The sequence below is a fragment of the Pseudomonas sp. NIBRBAC000502773 genome (genome assembly GCF_006517195.1).
Lineage (GTDB): Bacteria > Pseudomonadota > Gammaproteobacteria > Pseudomonadales > Pseudomonadaceae > Aquipseudomonas > Aquipseudomonas marginalis.
This window is the reverse complement of record NZ_CP041189.1, coordinates 77,989-94,085: the sequence shown is the minus strand read 5'-3', so window position 1 is coordinate 94,085 and position 16,097 is coordinate 77,989. Positions and strand designations below refer to the sequence as shown.

General features: G+C 61.6%; 9 protein-coding genes. 6 read left to right on the top strand and 3 right to left on the bottom strand.

Translation table 11 applies throughout. From position 1 onward, the window contains the following. Nucleotides 1-3 precede the first annotated feature (3 nt). Together NIBR502773_RS00365 and NIBR502773_RS00360 are read left to right on the top strand one after the other, a co-directional pair. Nucleotides 4-753, top strand: coding sequence for an ABC transporter permease (locus tag NIBR502773_RS00365; RefSeq protein WP_141155035.1), 750 nt, complete (start codon nt 4-6; stop codon nt 751-753). 61 nt (nt 754-814) lie between these two features. Beyond that, the gene (locus NIBR502773_RS00360) at nt 815-3,187 is read left to right on the top strand and encodes a hypothetical protein (protein ID WP_141155034.1); all 2,373 of its coding nucleotides are present in this window, start codon (nt 815-817) and stop codon (nt 3,185-3,187) included. Nucleotides 3,188-3,397: 210 nt separating this feature from the next. On the opposite strand, the gene glcF is transcribed toward NIBR502773_RS00360, so the two are convergent. The 3 genes from glcF to glcD are packed head-to-tail and all read right to left on the bottom strand — an operon-like array spanning nt 3,398 to nt 7,236. Then, on the bottom strand, nt 3,398-4,669 hold the full coding sequence (gene glcF, locus NIBR502773_RS00355; protein WP_141155033.1) for a glycolate oxidase subunit GlcF: 1,272 nt from the start codon (nt 4,667-4,669) through the stop codon (nt 3,398-3,400). A gap of 3 nt (nt 4,670-4,672) precedes the next feature. Then, nucleotides 4,673-5,737, bottom strand: a complete 1,065-nt coding sequence (glcE, locus tag NIBR502773_RS00350) for a glycolate oxidase subunit GlcE (RefSeq protein WP_141155032.1) — start codon at nt 5,735-5,737, stop codon at nt 4,673-4,675. Beyond that, nucleotides 5,737-7,236: a glycolate oxidase subunit GlcD gene (gene glcD / locus NIBR502773_RS00345; protein ID WP_141155031.1), complete on the bottom strand. Its 1,500-nt coding sequence runs from the start codon at nt 7,234-7,236 to the stop codon at nt 5,737-5,739. The genes glcE and glcD overlap by 1 nt, the downstream gene beginning before the upstream one ends. A 721-nt stretch (nt 7,237-7,957) precedes the next feature. On the opposite strand from glcD, the gene NIBR502773_RS00340 reads away from it, so the two are divergent. The 4 genes from NIBR502773_RS00340 (at nt 7,958) to NIBR502773_RS00325 (ending at nt 16,093) form a co-directional block, all read left to right on the top strand. Next, the gene (locus tag NIBR502773_RS00340; protein ID WP_141155030.1) at nt 7,958-9,124 is read left to right on the top strand and encodes a hypothetical protein; all 1,167 of its coding nucleotides are present in this window, start codon (nt 7,958-7,960) and stop codon (nt 9,122-9,124) included. 28 nt (nt 9,125-9,152) lie between these two features. Beyond that, complete coding sequence (locus tag NIBR502773_RS00335; RefSeq protein WP_141155029.1) at nt 9,153-10,082, top strand: hypothetical protein; 930 nt, start codon at nt 9,153-9,155, stop codon at nt 10,080-10,082. A 106-nt stretch (nt 10,083-10,188) separates the two neighbouring features. Continuing rightward, the gene (locus NIBR502773_RS00330; RefSeq protein WP_141155028.1) at nt 10,189-11,580 is read left to right on the top strand and encodes a hypothetical protein; all 1,392 of its coding nucleotides are present in this window, start codon (nt 10,189-10,191) and stop codon (nt 11,578-11,580) included. A gap of 13 nt (nt 11,581-11,593) precedes the next feature. Further along, a complete protein-coding gene (locus NIBR502773_RS00325) occupies nt 11,594-16,093 on the top strand; it encodes a DUF6603 domain-containing protein (protein ID WP_141155027.1) in 4,500 nt (1,499 codons plus the stop codon). Nucleotides 16,094-16,097: the final 4 nt, after the last annotated feature.

Here is a 16,097-nt window from a genome sequence, read left to right as displayed (position 1 = left end):
GTCATGTCATTGCCAAAACCGAATTGGGGATGGGCTTCGCTGCCATTCCTGCTGTTGATCTGGATGGCCCTGGCCAGCCGCTTTCCCACCTACATCCTGCCGCAGCCCTGGGATGTGGCGCGCGAAGCGCTGCGTTGGCTCAGCGACAGTTCGCTGTGGCAGCACCTCAGGGCGAGCGTCCTGGAGGAAGTCGGCGGCTTCTGCGCGGCGGTGTTTGTCGCGATTGTGCTGGGCACGGCCGGCGGCTTGTCTTCGCGCTTTCGCGATTTCATCTCGCCGCTCAACAGCCTGTTCATGGCGATCCCGCCGATTGCCTGGGCGCCGCTGATCATGATCATTTTCGGCCTGGGCTATGTCTCCATCGTGCTGGTGATTTTCATTGCCGCGATGTTCCCCATGGCGGTAACCATCCAGGAAGGCGTACAGAGCATTCGCGGTGGCGAAGTCCGCGCGGCGCGCACCTTGGGCGCCAACCCCTGGCAATTGCTGGCCCACGTTTACCTGCCGGCCTCATTGCCCTTCGTGACGGCGGCCTTGCGCATCGGGTTCAGCCAGGGCTGGCGGGCACTGGTCGCCGCAGAAATGATCGGCGCCTCCCAGGGCATCGGCTGGATGGTCTCCACCGGCGGGCAGATCGGCAACAGCAGCCAGGTGCTGCTGGGCATTGTGCTGATCGGCCTGATTGCCTGGCTGATGGAGAGTTTTGTGTTCCGGCGCATCGAGCGTCACTACCAGAAATGGCGCGTGCAGTAAGCATCGTCCTTTGCCTTCGATCCCTTTCAAACCTTCAGTGGACCACTGCACGAGGTGTCATGTGAGTAACGTATTCGATCCCCGCGAAGCCGGGCATTACATCGCCCCCCAAGGCCTCTACGAACGCAACAAGCAACGCCCGTTCCTCGGCAGCATCGACTGTGATCGGGACACGCTGATTGCCGGGCAATGGGATGAAATCACCCTGGTCTACGAGGTCGGCGGCAGCGGCCTGGCGGATGGCGCCTGGCTGAAACTGGCGTTCAAGTTCTACTCCGATTGGGCACTGTTCCAGACCTCGAACCCGGCCGGTCCCAACTACGTCAGCGCCGAGTACCAGGCGGGCGAGTTGGTCCCCGGGCAGAGCCAGGCCACCGTGCAGCACCTGAAAGTGCGCTTCGACCAGAAGGGCCACGAACGGCCGTTCCAGAAAGCGATCATCATCGACATCATCGACGGCTACCTGAATCCCGGCGACAAAATCACTATTCGCCTGGGTGACCGTCGCCAGGGCGGGGCGGGCACGCGGGTGCAGAGTTTCGTCGAGAAAGACTTCCGTTTCCGGCTGTTTATCGACCCCTTGGGCAGTTCGAAATTTGCCGAGGTGCCAGGCGATCCGTTGCTGAACATCGTGCCGGGACCGGCGCAGAGTGTGCAGCTGATTGTGCCGCGCCTGGTCGGCGCCGGTGAGGCGTTCGACGTGCTGCTGCGAGTCGACGATGCCTGGGGCAACACGTGCCGCAACCTGCCGCTCAACGGGGTACTGACCCTGGTTGATCCGGAAGGCGGCGAGCGCCAGCAAGCGTTTACCCTGGCCAATGAAGGGTGGGCGACGGTGCGGCTCGAGGGATTTGACCTCGGGGCGGTGGGCGAGTGGCGTTTGTCCGCCGAGGTGCAGGCGCCCGGTGTGCGTGGCGCCCAGGCCTTCGTGACGGTTGATCCGGCCGGCAGCGCATTGCGCCCGCTGTACGCCGACCTGCATGTGCACTCCGATGACACCGTGGGCACCAACGACACGCTCTACAACCTCAGCTACGGCCGCGATGTCGCCGGCCTCGATGTGCTCGGCTACACCGCCAACGACTTCAATATCACCGAGCAACGCTGGGATCAGGCGGTGAAGCTGATTCACGAACTCAACGAGCCCGGCCGCTTCGTCTGCTACCCCGGCACCGAGTGGTGCGGCAACTCCTGCGCGGGCGGTGACCGCAATGTGGTGTTCCTGCATGATCGCAAGCCCGAGTTTCCGTTCGACAATCAAGGGCGCCTGGTGCGCTCGTTCGAGTGGAACGAGTTCACTGCCGGCACCATCAAACCGGGCGCCTGGCCGGTGGACGAGTTGTACGCGGCCTATGCGAAAGACCCGGAAGGTCACCTGATGATGCCCCATGTCGGCGGGCGCCGCTGCAACCTCGACTGGCACCATCCGGAGCTGGAACGCTTGATCGAAGTCGGCTCGGCCTGGGGCCAGTTCCATTGGGTCTACGCCGAAGCCCTTCAGCGTGGCTATCGGGTCGGCGCCGCGGCGAACAGCGATGAGCATCAGGGCCGTTGCGGCGGCGGGGTTCCGGCCACGGCCGTGTTTGGCTCTCGCGGCGGATTGACCGGTGTGATTGCCGAGTCTTTCGACCGTTCGAGTGTCGGCAAGGCCCTTCGCGCCCGTCGCACCTTTGCCACGACGGGCGAGCGTGCGTTTGCCAGCCTGCGCCAGGGTCAGCATTTCATGGGCGAGGTCTTCAGCGCCGATTCCAATGCCACCCTGGACTATCGATTGCTGGGCGAGGCGGGCTGGGAGCAGGTGGACCTGTTCGACGGCGATAAACTGATCTGGTCGCGCAACCTGCATCAGGAGCTGGGGTTTTCCGCCCAACGCATCCGGCTGCGCCTGGGGGGCGCACGCATCAAGGACCGTTATCGCGGCGCGTACTGGACCGGGGAAATTCGCGTGACGGGCGCGGTCATCAATGGTTTTCGTGCCTTGGGCCTCGATCATCCGGAGCAAACCGTATGGCGCAAGGACGCCACGACCCTGGCCTTTCGCACCGACACCAACGGCGACACCGACAGCATCGAAATCGACCTGTCGCAATTGGCCGGCGCGACGTTGCAGGTCCGCAGCCGCATCGACAACTACATCAAGGTCGGCGATCCGTCCGAACCGCAGCCCTACGTGCATGCACCGACGGTGCTGATGGAGCTGTCCGGCGAAGAACTGCTGGCGCAATCCCAGGTGATCGAAGAGCTGCCAGGGGCGGAGCTGAAAGTCTCCCTGGAAAGGACCACCGCCGAAGCGCTGCCCCGTGAGCTGCAGGGGCAGATCGAGCTGGCGCCACTCAATCTGCACGCGGGGCGCGAGCATCCGCTGTTCATCTGCGCGCGCCAACGCGACCAGTCCCGGGTCTGGACCTCGGCGTTGTTCCTCACGCTTGCTTAAGGCCGCCGTGTTCGAACCCGTTCGAGAGCGCGCAAAGAACCCTGTGGCGAGTGGGCTTGCCCCGCGTTGGGCTGCGCAGCAGCCCAAAAACCAGGCGCAGAGGCGTGCCTGATACACCGCATTCGTCTTCATCAGGGGCTGCTTCGCACCCCAGCGCGGGGCAAGCCCGCTCACCACAGGGGGCCGATTCAATCCAGGCATTGCCCCCGGCTAGTTTGCTGTGGCCTTCGGTGCGTGCAGCCGCAAGGATTCTGCAGTACCTGGTGAGGGCAACGCGGCCTCGACCAGTTCGATCCAGTGCCTGACCGGGGTGCGTCCTGCGCCGTCGAGGTGGGACTGGCAGCCGATATTGGCGGTGACGATGACGTCGGGGTGGCCGCTTTCCAACGCATTCAGCTTGTTATCGCGCAGTTGCCGCGACAATTCGGGCTGGGTCAGCGAATAGGTGCCCGCCGAGCCGCAGCACAGGTGGCCGTCGGGAACCGCGGTCAGGTTGAAGCCCAGGCTTGTCAGCAGGGTTTCAACGGCACCGCCGAGTTTTTGCGCATGCTGCAACGTGCAGGGGCAGTGGAACGCGAGGCGCTGGTCGCTGTGTACGCCGAGCTTATCCAGTGGCTCGCCGCGCAGCACTTCAACCAGGTCCCTGGCCAGGGCACTGACCCTGTGCGCCTTGGCGGCATACGTCGGGTCGGTGCTGAGCAGGTGGCCGTAATCCTTGATAAAGGCCCCGCAGCCGCTGGCGGTTTGCACAATGGCCTCGGCCCCGTTTTCAATGCTCGGCCACCATGCATCAATGTTGCGGCGGGCGCGCTCAAGGCCCGCAGCCTGAGCGTCGAGGTGGTAATCCACCGCACCGCAGCAGCCTGCCTCGCGGGTGGATATGACGCTGATCCCCAGGCGATCCAGCACCCGCGCCGTGGCGGCGTTGGTATTGGGGGACAGACTCGGTTGCACGCAGCCCTCAAGCATCAATACCTGGCGGGCGTGGCGCGTGGTCGGGCGCGGTTTGGGCGGGTAGACGCGGCGAGGCAACTTGGCCTGCAAGGTGTTGGGCAACAATGCTCGAAATAGCTGGCCACTGCCGATCAGCAGGTTGAACAGCGCGGGATTCGGAGCGACGCTGCGTAACCCTTCGCGCAGCAAACGCTGACTGAGTGGGCGCGGTACTGCTGCGTCGACCACCGCCCGGCCGATGTCGAGCAAGTTGTGATAGTCGACGCCGGAGGGGCAGGTGGTTTCGCAGTTACGGCAGGACAGGCACCGGTCCAGGTGTTGCTGGGTCTTTTGCGTGACTTCATTGCCTTCGAGCACCTGCTTGATCAGGTAGATGCGCCCCCTCGGGCCATCCAGTTCATCGCCCAGCAGTTGATAGGTCGGGCAAGTGGCATTGCAAAAACCGCAGTGCACGCAACTGCGCAGGATGCGTTCGGCTTCTTCGGCGCGAGGCAGTCGGCGGGCGTCTTCGCTCAAGGTGGTCTGCATGGTTTAAAGCTCCGCGTACAGGCGACCGGGATTGAAGATGCCCCGTGGATCGAGTTGCTGCTTCAGGTTCCGGTGGTAGCGCATCAACGTGTCGGGCAGCGGTTGGAAGGGACTGTCGATCAGGCCCGGGTGGTAGCAGGTCCCATGCCCGCCGGCTTTTTCGACCACCGCGCGAATGACGCTCGCGTCGGCGTCGGATTTGAGCCAGCGCTGGGCGCCACCCCAGTCGATCAATTGGGTACCTGGCAGCGCCAGTCGGGGCGTGTTGTGCGGCAAGGACAGGCGCCAAAGGGGCAGTTCCTCATCGAAAAAACTCAACCGGTGTTCGTTCAGGTCTTGCCAGTAGGCCGCGTCCAGCAACTCGCCGCCCAAGCGCTCATGGGCCGCCGCCACCGAGCCTTCGCCCCCTTCGAGCCGCAGGTGCAGGCGCTGGCCATCGTGACACGCGGCGCTGATCGGCAGCGGTTGCTGCCCCCATTCCGCCAGGCGCAGCAAGGCACGGTCGGTGTCCATTTCCAGGCTGATACTCAAGGTTTGCCGTGGTTTGGGCAGGACCTTGAGGGACACTTCGGTCACCACCCCAAGTGCGCCGTAACTGCCGGCCATCAAGCGCGACAGATCGTAGCCGGCGACGTTCTTCATGACCTCGCCGCCGAAGCGCAAATGCTTGCCCTGTCCGGTGATGACCCGCGTCCCGAGGACAAAGTCGCGGACCGATCCTGACCAGGGGCGTCGCGGTCCCGAGAGTCCGCAGGCAATCATGCCGCCGACGGTGGCGTGCTCACCGAAGGAGGGCGGTTCGCAAGGCAGCATCTGGTGCGCGGCGTCCAGTACTTCTGCCAACTCCGCCAAGGGCGTGCCGCAACGGGCGGTGATCACCAGTTCCGTCGGGTCGTAGCTGACGATGCCCCGGTGGGCGCGGGTGTCGAGGACATCCCCGGTGACTGCGCGGCCAAGGAACGCCTTGCTGTTGGAACCCTGGATACGCAGCGGCGTGGCGTCGCTCAGCGCCTGGTTGACCTGCTCCAGCAGCACTGCGCTGGCGTCGATAGGGTGTTCGCTGCGCATCAGAAACGCTCCAGGTCGGGGAAGGGCATCTGACCCAGATGAACGTGCATGGCGCCAAACTCGGCGCATCGATGCAACGTCGGGATGTTCTTGCCGGGGTTGAGCAATCCGCCCGGGTCGAAGGCGGCTTTGACGGCGTGGAATACGGTCAGCTCATCGCTATTGAACTGGGCGCACATCTGGTTGATCTTCTCGCGGCCCACACCGTGTTCACCGGTAATGCTGCCGCCGACCTTCACGCACAATTCGAGGATCTTGCCGCCCAGGGCTTCGGCGCGGTCGAGTTCGCCCGGTTGATTGGCATCGAACAGGATCAGCGGGTGCATGTTGCCGTCGCCGGCGTGGAAAACATTCGCCACCCGCAGGCCGTACTCGGTCGATAACGCCGCGATAGCGTGCAGCACGCCAGGCAGTTCGCGGCGCGGGATCGTCCCGTCCATGCAGTAATAATCCGGTGAGAGGCGGCCCACCGCCGGAAACGCATTCTTGCGCCCGGCCCAGAAACCCACGCGTTCGGCCTCATCCCGAGCCTGGCGCACTTCGGTGGCGCCGGCCTGTTCCAGCACCTGGCGCACGCGGTCGCAGTCGTCGTGGACGTCGGCTTCCACACCATCGAGTTCACACAACAGAATCGCTTCGGCGTCCACCGGGTAGCCGGCGTGAATGAAGTCTTCGGCGGCGCGAATGGCCAGGTTGTCCATCATTTCCAGGCCGCCCGGGATGATGCCGGCGGCAATGATGTCACCCACGGCACGGCCAGCCTTTTCGACACAATCGAAGGCGGCCAGCAGCACTTTGGCGGTTTGTGGTTTGGGCAGCAGCTTGACCGTGACCTCGGTGATCACCCCGAGCATGCCTTCGGAGCCGGTGAACAATGCCAGCAGATCGAAACCCGGAGCATCGAGGGCCTGGGAACCCAGGCTCACGTGTTCGCCGTCGACGGTCAGGATGTCGACCTTGAGCAGGTTGTGCACGGTCAACCCGTACTTCAGGCAATGCACGCCACCGGCGTTTTCCGCCACGTTACCGCCGATGGAACAGGCGATCTGCGAGGAAGGGTCCGGCGCGTAATACAAGCCAAACGGCGCGGCAGCCTGGGAAATCGCCAGGTTGCGTACCCCCGGCTGAACCCGGGCGGTGCGGGCGGCGGGGTCGATGTGCAGAATGTTGTTGAAGCGCGCCATCACCAGCAGCACGCCTTTTTCCAGCGGCAGCGCACCGCCGGACAACCCGGTGCCCGCGCCGCGAGCCACAACCGGTACACGCCGCTCATGGCAGACTCGAAGCACGCCCTGGACCTGATCGATGTGGCGCGGCAGCACCACCAGCATGGGCGTGGTGCGATAAGCCGAGAGTCCGTCGCATTCGTACGGCTTGAGCGCTTCGTGCTGGTGCAGGATTTCCAGGTCAGGCAAGCGAGTCTGCAGGGCGTGCAGCAGCGCCTGTTTGTCGACGTCAGGCAGGACGCCGTCGACGCGTTCATCGTAGAGAATGTTCATAGTCGGTAGGCGACCCTCCGTTGTTTTTATTCGAGGTCTGTTCCGATGCAGCTGGCTTGCATCATTCGCCTGGGGCGATTTACTGTCCAGTCGATTAGTCGGATGTTTGGGCAGTCGTGAGTCGAACGCTGAAGCTGCTCATACCCGCTTGAGATTGCATGGGCAGCACAGGAACGGACAGTAACCGGGACTCGTCGAGCCGATTTTGCAAGCCCATTCCTCCCCCCTGTCGATTGTTATCCTCAGCGAGATATGCTCAGACGACCGGCGGTAGCAAACCGGGCCGGAAAAAATTAGACAGGGTGATGGCTCGTTGCTATACCCATTCAGCGGATACACCCGCCACACCGGTAATGGGGAGCGCAGTCCCCAACCGGGCATAAAAAGTTCTGATCTAGCATTCCAGTGTTAAGCAGTCGAGATTTTCAATCGCAATGGTTCTCTGCCACTCCGGCCGAGAGCTCGGATCGCTGACCTAGGCCAAGGAGGCCGATGATGCGTTTGCCAATGATTCGCTCGAACTCATTTCCCTTCCTGCAACACCTGTCGAACGCCGACCGGCGCACGCTCGCCGTTCGTGTCGAACGCTACCCAATACCTCGATACCCGTAGACCGTTGCAAGTCACCTGATGTGATGTTGCATGGAGAAGGTTTAACCGGCGCATCCATCTAAGTTGTCATCATTCCGACTATCACTCTTTTAAAATGTGAGGCCTCATCATGGCTGTCAAAAATGATTTTCTGATTCGAAATAATCTGAGTGACACTGGTAAATTACCGCGCTCGGGGAGCTGGACCGGGAGCCCCGATATCCTGGTCGCTGGCCAAAGTGCGCTGACGACCCAGGAAATGGTTTCGAAGTATGACCAAGCTTACGATCAGGACGTAAAAGAGTTCTTCAGCAATAACTTTTATGTCCGCGCGAAAAACGTCAGTGCGGCAAATGTCTCCCAAAACATCTATTTGTTTCAGGTGCCGCAGAATCTCTTCCTGGCCCCGAATGTCTGGTACAACCAAGACAGTCTGATGAACTACACCTCCGTCGTCGAGGACCCCAACGATCCGAGAAAAACCATTGAAGTGCGGCAGAACTATCAAACCCTGACTGCCGGTCCAGGAGAAGTAGTTGCCACTAATGCGTTCACCTGGAAGCCGCAAACCACCGAGCACCATTGCCTGATAGCGGTCGTCGCGGACAGTTTCGATGCGGTGAATGCGCAGTTCCCGTCGGGCGTCAATTCCAGCGTCGATCAATACGCAGCGTGGATCTACGCCAACCGCAACCTGGGCTGGCACAACGTGAATATCCAGGCGGTCTCGGCCTCGGATGTCTATGAGCAGCAGATCAGCATGAACCAGACTTGGGATGATGCGCTGTTCACCTGCTCTATCCAGATAACCAACGTGCCGGTCGGGGCGGTCGTCGGTTTCTCGTCAAACAACAACACCAAATGGGGCGACTCCATTGCCGTCGGGGACACCCCCGTACCGCAAAAACCCGGTGCTCCAGACCCCAACGTCAACCCCAACTTTATCGTCGGCACCAATGTGAAAATCCAGGGTGGTTATGCCGGCAAAGTCACCTTCTATGTCAACTTCAAAGGCAAGCCAAAGCCCGCAAACTTCACCATGCAGTTTGTTGTGACCAATGCACCTGAACTGTCGGCTGCAGTGCGTGCCAGCATCAGTGATTTGCTGGATGGGGATCAGAACCTGGAGAACCATTACAAGCGTTGCAACTTCGATGAACACAGTGTGTTTGTGGACTCGAAAAACGGCGAGCGGTACCTGGGCTACGAAGGCTACAGGACACTCCTGGATGTAGAGCCGACGCTGGTGACAATTGTCGGTTCCAATGGCGTTGTTCCCAACGGCGGCTTCCGTTAGGCCGAAACCTTTTAAGGAGGAATGCAACATGTCTAATGACTACAACTGGCTATTCGTGCGCAACAACCTGGCCCAGACATCGCCAGGCAAGACGCCGCCGAACGACGCCTCGCCGGACCTCATCACCCGCAGTGCGCCAGCCGGCCCCGCGGACCTCAGCAGTTTCGTGGAGTGCTACGACCAGGGCTTTTCGCAGGCTGTCGATTATCACGGCACCAACTACGTGTATGTCCGGGCCAAGAACCTGAGCACGGATGTCACTAAGACGGCCGTCGGCAGCGTTCAGCTGTGGTATTGCAGCGCGGATAACATCAACAAGAAGCTGCAGTGGGTCCGATTGAACACCCAGGACCAGAGCAACGTTGTCAGCATCAGCGCGCCAGGGCAGGGGGTGGCCGTCACCGACACGCCGTTCCTGTTCAGCAACGTGTCGCCACCCGTACAGGGTGCGCCGTATAACCTGATCGCCTTCATTACCGATGCCAACCATCCGGCACCTGCCGGCAGCGCGATTATCCCGCTGCAAGAGGCGATCGTGGAAGCGGGTAATGCGGCCTACGTTGCGCTGGCGATCCCGCCCAAGCCGCCGACTCCCGCCACAGGCTTCGGCTGGTCGAGCACAGTTGCACTGAATAACGCCAATCCGGTGGATGTGACGGTGGCGTTGTCGTCTTCCAGGTTTGATCCGGATGCCGAAATGTATTTCATCTTCGATACCCCGGATGCCAACGGCGAGATCATCTCGATCGGTAAGTCCCCGCTGGTCACCGGGCGAGTCTTTGCCACCAGTGCGACGTTGCCGGCCAACTACGTCAGCAAAGTCACCGCCTATTACAACGCCAAGGTCCCCGTCAGCGGCCAGCTCAGCGCAGATTTCGCGCTGCAGGTGATTCAGGCTCCCCCGCAGGGTGGGGGGTACAGCCGTCGAAATTGCTCGAGCAGTTCAAGGTGTCGCTGACGCAACTCCTTGCGGTTGCCAAGTAAGGCCCTAGCCCAGCGCAGGGGACCGCGCAGGCGGTCTCCTGCAACAGCCACTCACTTGGATAACCGGGTCAGGAGTATTTATGGCGATTACCCTGCGCGTGAAAAGCAACTATGGCGGCAACCTGGTCAGTCAAAAGTATCAGCCGATTGAAACCCCGGTACTCGAAGATACCGACCAGAGCGATTGCCTGGAGTTGGTCAACGACAGGATCGATGTATTGCGCGACGCGGGAAAGCTGCCCCGGGCGCTGGACTTCTACACCAACGGCACCTCGGCCGCGATTCTACTCGCCGAAAACAATGCTGCGTCCCTGCCGCCGCTGGTCGTCATTTCAAGCAATCGCAGCGACTGGATCGCCTCCGGTTTCGCACGCGGTGCGGATCTTCTGCAAGACCTGGGGCAGACGCACTTCGCCAATGTGTCGGACCTGCAAGCCTTCAATGCACGCACCCAGCAAAACCCTAGCGGCCAAAGCGTGCCAGACACGCGCCCGGTACCGGCCTGGTATTACCCGGGGCGGGTCAATGATGCCAATCGGCGCATCTATCTCATTGTTCACGCTCTCGAATACCCCAAGTACTGGAAAGTCTTGCACACCGTTCCCAACCTGCATGTCATCGGTTGGTCGTTCCATAACGATGCCGGCTGGCTGCTGGGTGGAAACTATCCCTATGTCGGTTTCGGCGCCAGCCGTTACGCGGCCATCGAGTTTTGCAAGTGGCTGCGGCGCAGCTCCAACAATCGCTGGAACTACGCCTGGCTGGTGGATGACAACGTCTATCACCTTAATGCCTTCCGGGGGCTGGCCGCCGCCGAAGGTGCGATGCTCGCACGCGGCTTCATCGGGATGGGATTTGGCAGCGAAACGGCCACCGACACCACCGACAGCATCATTGCTGATCGCCAGGCGCATCGAAGGTTGCTGGGCAGCCCGGGTGGGGACTACCTGAACTCGGTGTTCAGGACAGACCGGGTACTCCAGCAGGCGGTGCTGTGGAACATCGACTGGCTTGACCAGAACAACCTGAACTTCAGCCCGTATTTCATCGCCTCGGCCGAGGACACCAGCCTCACCAACTATCTCGACATCAAGAGGCACGCCTTTGGCATCACCACTGAGTCGACCATCCTCAAGCAGACGAACAGCTATTTCGACAGCGACGAGAAGGGCAAGGTCCTCAACAGCATCCGTTACAACTACGAACGCTGGTATGCGATCACTGAAGGCACCAAGAGCGTCATCAATCAGGGCGCAGCCGCCACGCCTGTCTCGCTGAAGGACTTCATCGTCAACAGCGTGTTCCCCGTTTCGCAGATCGCTTCCCAGGCCGGGAATGCCGAAGCTCGCAACCGTGCCATCTGCCAGGCCGTGGAATCGATCATCGCTGCCGGGGTGAAGAAGGCCGGCTTTATCCCCGACAAGTTGTTCCAGCCCAACGGTAATAACCAACAAGTGACCAATATCACTTGAGCAGGAGTCCACAGTGGATATCAATCAACTGGCAAGCGACCTACGCAAGCAGGCAGCGGACAACGGTAAGGTGGTGCTCGACAACCGCCTGCTGAGCGATGAGCAGGTAGCGGACATCGCCACCGCGTTCTTGTTGGAAAAAGGCACCAAGCTGACGGTCGAGGGCCTGCAGAGCAGCGATGTCAGCGGGCCCGACCAAGGCGTCGTGCGAGTCAACACCGGGACCGCTGCGCTGCTCAAGGTCAGCGAAGTCGGCGTCCAGCTGAGTTTTACCATCAGTGATGGCAAGGTGGCTGTACTTATCGGTGCAACCTTGCCGCCGGGCTGGGAGCTTGCTTCCAGCTTCCCGGGGATGACGTTCTTCCCCTTTGGGCTGTTGAAACCAGCCAACCCGCGCTTCGTCTATACCTCGCTGGCACAGACGACCTATCGCTGGTCAAAGGACGATGCGACCTCCATTTGCCTGGCCCAAGGGCAGAACTTCCTGTCCACGATCGGGCTGGAGAACATCAGCGGTGTCGGCGCGATTCTCGGCGATCTGGTGGGCAGTACGCCGTACAAGTTCTATGGGCCGTTCGCCCCGGCCGCAGATGCGCCGTACCCGACCGGGCGGCTTAGCGCCCCGGTTTCCGAAGGCGTGTTTTCCATTGGGGTAGGTGACTGGCGGTTGAGCCTGGCTGCGCCAGCGGTCGGGGTGAGCATCAGCGAGAAGGGCGATGATCTCCAGCAGATCGGCTTCGCAGTCTCCTCGCTGTTCGACGGCAAACTCGACTGCGGCGTGGAGATCACCCGGAGCCTCGATTCGCTGGTGATTTTCGCGCAACCGGCACCGGGTGCGACATTCAGCGCGTCGGACCTGATCAAGAGCCTGCCGGGCGGGCAACACTACGACGAGTACATTCCAAGTGTGCTCAGCAAGGTGTTCGAGAACATCAGCCTGACGTTCTATCGCATGGTGCTGGCGAACAAATCGGCACCGGTCAGTTCGGTCACGCTCGCCATCCATACCGAGGCCCCCTGGACACTGATACCCAGCGTGCTGTCGCTGGAGTCGCTGACGCTGATGGTCAGGCTGACCGAGCCCGCCGGACCGAAGCCCACGACTAATGTCGAGATCCGGGCCTCGGCGCAGTTCCTGCCAACGATCTTCAACACCACGTTCGACTTTTCGATCGTGCTGGTCAAACAGGCGGCCGCTTGGAATATCGACCTGATCAGCGGGCAGATGACCGATAGCGTGTCGCTGGGCAGTATCGTCAAGGGTGTGGTCAGTGCGTCGGTGCCGGTGCCCGATGTGCTGAGCACCATCGTGTTTGACAGTTTCGGCGTGACAGTGGCAGGGGGCGAAAGCAATTATGCCTACACGGTGTTCGGGGCTGCCCGCACGGCGTTCACGCTCCTGGACACCAGCGTCGATGCACAGATGTCGGTGCTGTTCAAAAAGACCGGCGCGGACGCATCTGTAGCGCTGACAGGCAGCTTCGTGATCGGGCAGCAGAACTTCAGTTTCGCCCTGACGTTCGATTCCGGCACCCAGCCCGGCCTGAAGATCCAGGCGAACTGGAAAGCCCAGGACAACGACTACCTGCAGTTCGCAGATATCGCCGGGGCGCTGGGTTTCTCGATTCCCGCCATCCCCGCGGAACTTGACCTGGCCCTGTCGCAGGCGAGCTTCGTCTATGACATGAGCAACAACACCGTGCTGCTGTCGGCGACTTCGGCCCATTACGGCACAGGCACTTTCGTGGCGCTCAAATCCCTGGACCCGAAGACCGGGACCAGTACCTCGAACTACGTGTTCCAGATGCTGCTCGGCTTTGAAGCGTCGCTGGCCGATCTGCCGCTCGTGGGCAAGATCTTCACCGACGATAACCTGGGCAGCATCAAGAACGTGCAGGCACTGTTCGCCGCATCGCCCCTCAGCGCCGATGAGGTACAAAAGCTCAACGCCTTGCTGACGCAGGCACAGGTGCCGTGCCGCTTGCCGTTACCTAAGGATGCCAAGGGCTCGACGACGGTTATTGCCGCGGGCTTCAACTTTGCCGCCGACATCGAACTGGGCGGCGTAGCGTTGCCGCTCTCGGCCGGTGGCGATACCGCACCCGTGAGCACGCAGACGGTGGCGGCCGTAGCGGCGAAACCACCGGCGGGCAATGCCGCCTGGTTGACGGTGGGGAAATCCATCGGCCCGGTATCGCTCGCCCGCGTCGGTGTACGTTACGAAGACGGCCGTGTTTGGCTGCTGATCGATGCCGGGTTCAGCCTGGCGATGTTGTCCTTCGATCTGCAGGGCCTGGGGCTCGGCTTCAAGATCCCTGATAGCAAGGGCTCGGATCTGGACATCTCGGCCCAACTGGATGGCATGAGCCTGGCGTTGCAGACCGGTCCGCTGAGCATCGCCGGTGGCTTCCTGCGTTTTGACAAAGACTACCTGGGGGAAGCGCGGGTCAATGTGGCGACGTTCTCGCTCACCGCCATCGGTGGCTATGCGCCCGATGAAAGCTCCTTCTTTATCTTTGTTCGGCTTCAGCAACCGCTGGGTGGGCCGCCGTTTTTCTTCGTGACGGGGCTGGCTGGCGGTTTTGGCATCAACCGTAGCCTGGGGCTGCCGAGCATCGACCAACTGACCAGCTACCCGTTGCTGCCGCAGAACAACAAGCGCCCGGAAAACAGCTTTCCCACCACCCTGGGTACGAGCAATCCTGGGCAAGTGTTGCAACAAACGCTGGTCAAGACTGCAGCGTACATTCATCCACAGGCGGGCGAGTACTGGGTGGCGGCCGGCATCGATTTCACCTCGTTCGAAATGGTCGACGCCACCGCTTTGCTCACGGTGTCCTTCGGCGTCTCGCTGGAAGTGGCGCTGCTCGGAATCTGTCGAGTGACGGTACCCAAGGGCGCGCCAAAGCCCATCGTCTACCTCGAAGTAGCGCTGGAGGCGCGTTTCGAGTCCAGCAGCGGACTGATCGCCGTCGATGGCCGTCTGACCCCGGCGTCGTTCATCTACGCCGGGCTCTGCCACGTCAGTGGCGGGTTTGCGTTCTACACCTGGTTCGCCGGTGAACACTCCGGGGAGTTTCTGGTCTCGATGGGCGGCTACAGCCCGCGGTTCAAGAAACCTGACTATTTCCCGACCGTGCCGCGCTTGCAGATGGTCTATGAAACCGGGCCGTTGGTGCTCAAGGGCGAATGCTACTTCGCGCTGCTCTCGCACACGCTGATGGCGGGTTTCACGGTCCAGGCCACTTGGGAATCGGGGCCGATCAGCGCCTGGTTCAGCGTGGGAATCGATTTTCTGCTGGGCTGGCGGCCGTTCCATTACGAAGCCGCCGCGTATATTCACCTGGGCGCCTCGTTCAAGGCCAACCTGCTGTTTGTCACCGTCAAAATCACCATTCACGTGGGTGTCGACCTGAACATCTGGGGCCCCGAGTTCGGCGGTGTAGCCACGATTGACCTGGACATCATCAGTTTCAGCGTGCGCTTCGGCAGCGGCAGGGCCGAACCCGATCCCGTGACTTGGGAAGACTTCAAAACGTCGTTTCTGCCGGCGGCAAATGGCGACACAAAACGCCTGGAGATGTTCAGCCGCACCGACGCCGACAAGGCCGGTGACGTACAGCCAACCCAACTGGTCAGGGGCACGGTCCAGCAGGGTTTGATCAGCGACCTCAAGGCCAAGGACAGCACGGCCTTCTTCGACTGGGTACTCGACCCCAATCATTTCGGTATCGCCTCGAGCATGGTCATTCCCAGCAAGACGGCGCGGTTCAACGACTTCAAGGTCAATACGCCGTTCACCCCGGCGGGCGCGTTCACCTATGTCGGTAGCGGCACGCCCGCCGCGATGCCCACGGCCCATGGCGCGAATGACGATGGTGCGGGCTGGGCCGATGATTTCGGTGTCCTGCCCATGGCGCTGAAGGCTAGCCAGTTCAGCGTCGACCATCAGATGCAATTGACTCGCCTGCCAGCCGGCGAGGACTACACCAAACCTGAAAACTACAACGTGCCGGTCAACGAAGTGGCGGTCGGCATCGCCTTGCAGAACGCCCAGTCTGCCCTGTGGGCCGGGCAGGACCCTGGCATCAACGGGGCGCGGATGATCGCCAACACACTGAGTGGCCTGGAACTCTCGCCAATGATCCGTCACCCGGCAATCACCGCGGACGCGGACCTTTGGGCGCTGCTTTTCGACACCACGAAGAAGATGCTCTGGCTGCTCGATACACCCAGCGTCGCCACCCGCGACAGCTTCGCCGCCGTCATCAGCGAGGAGGGCACCGTGCTGACCTACACCCGTGCGACCGCCAGTATCCGCAACGTCAACTTCGAACTGGCCGACCTGGCGGCGGCAGCGGTCGCCGCCGAACGCAAGAAGATGGTCGATAGCCTCGACTCGCTCGGTTTCAACTTTGACAGCGCCGCACTCGATGTCAGCCGTCTGGCCCGTTACCCGCTCTGGGACTGGCCGCTGATTCGTGTGCTCGGCGAGGAAACGAGTGCAATTTGATCAC

Bases quoted from the DNA above. Each gene is read 5' to 3' on its own strand.
- NIBR502773_RS00330 (WP_141155028.1), top strand. From the start codon at position 10,189: ATGGCGATTACCCTGCGCGTGAAAAGCAACTATGGCGGCAACCTGGTC.
- glcE (WP_141155032.1), bottom strand. From the start codon at position 5,737: ATGCGCAGCGAACACCCTATCGACGCCAGCGCAGTGCTGCTGGAGCAG.
- glcD (WP_141155031.1), bottom strand. From the start codon at position 7,236: ATGAACATTCTCTACGATGAACGCGTCGACGGCGTCCTGCCTGACGTC.
- NIBR502773_RS00365 (WP_141155035.1), top strand. From the start codon at position 4: ATGTCATTGCCAAAACCGAATTGGGGATGGGCTTCGCTGCCATTCCTG.
- NIBR502773_RS00340 (WP_141155030.1), top strand. From the start codon at position 7,958: ATGGCTGTCAAAAATGATTTTCTGATTCGAAATAATCTGAGTGACACT.
- NIBR502773_RS00335 (WP_141155029.1), top strand. From the start codon at position 9,153: ATGTCTAATGACTACAACTGGCTATTCGTGCGCAACAACCTGGCCCAG.
- glcF (WP_141155033.1), bottom strand. From the start codon at position 4,669: ATGCAGACCACCTTGAGCGAAGACGCCCGCCGACTGCCTCGCGCCGAA.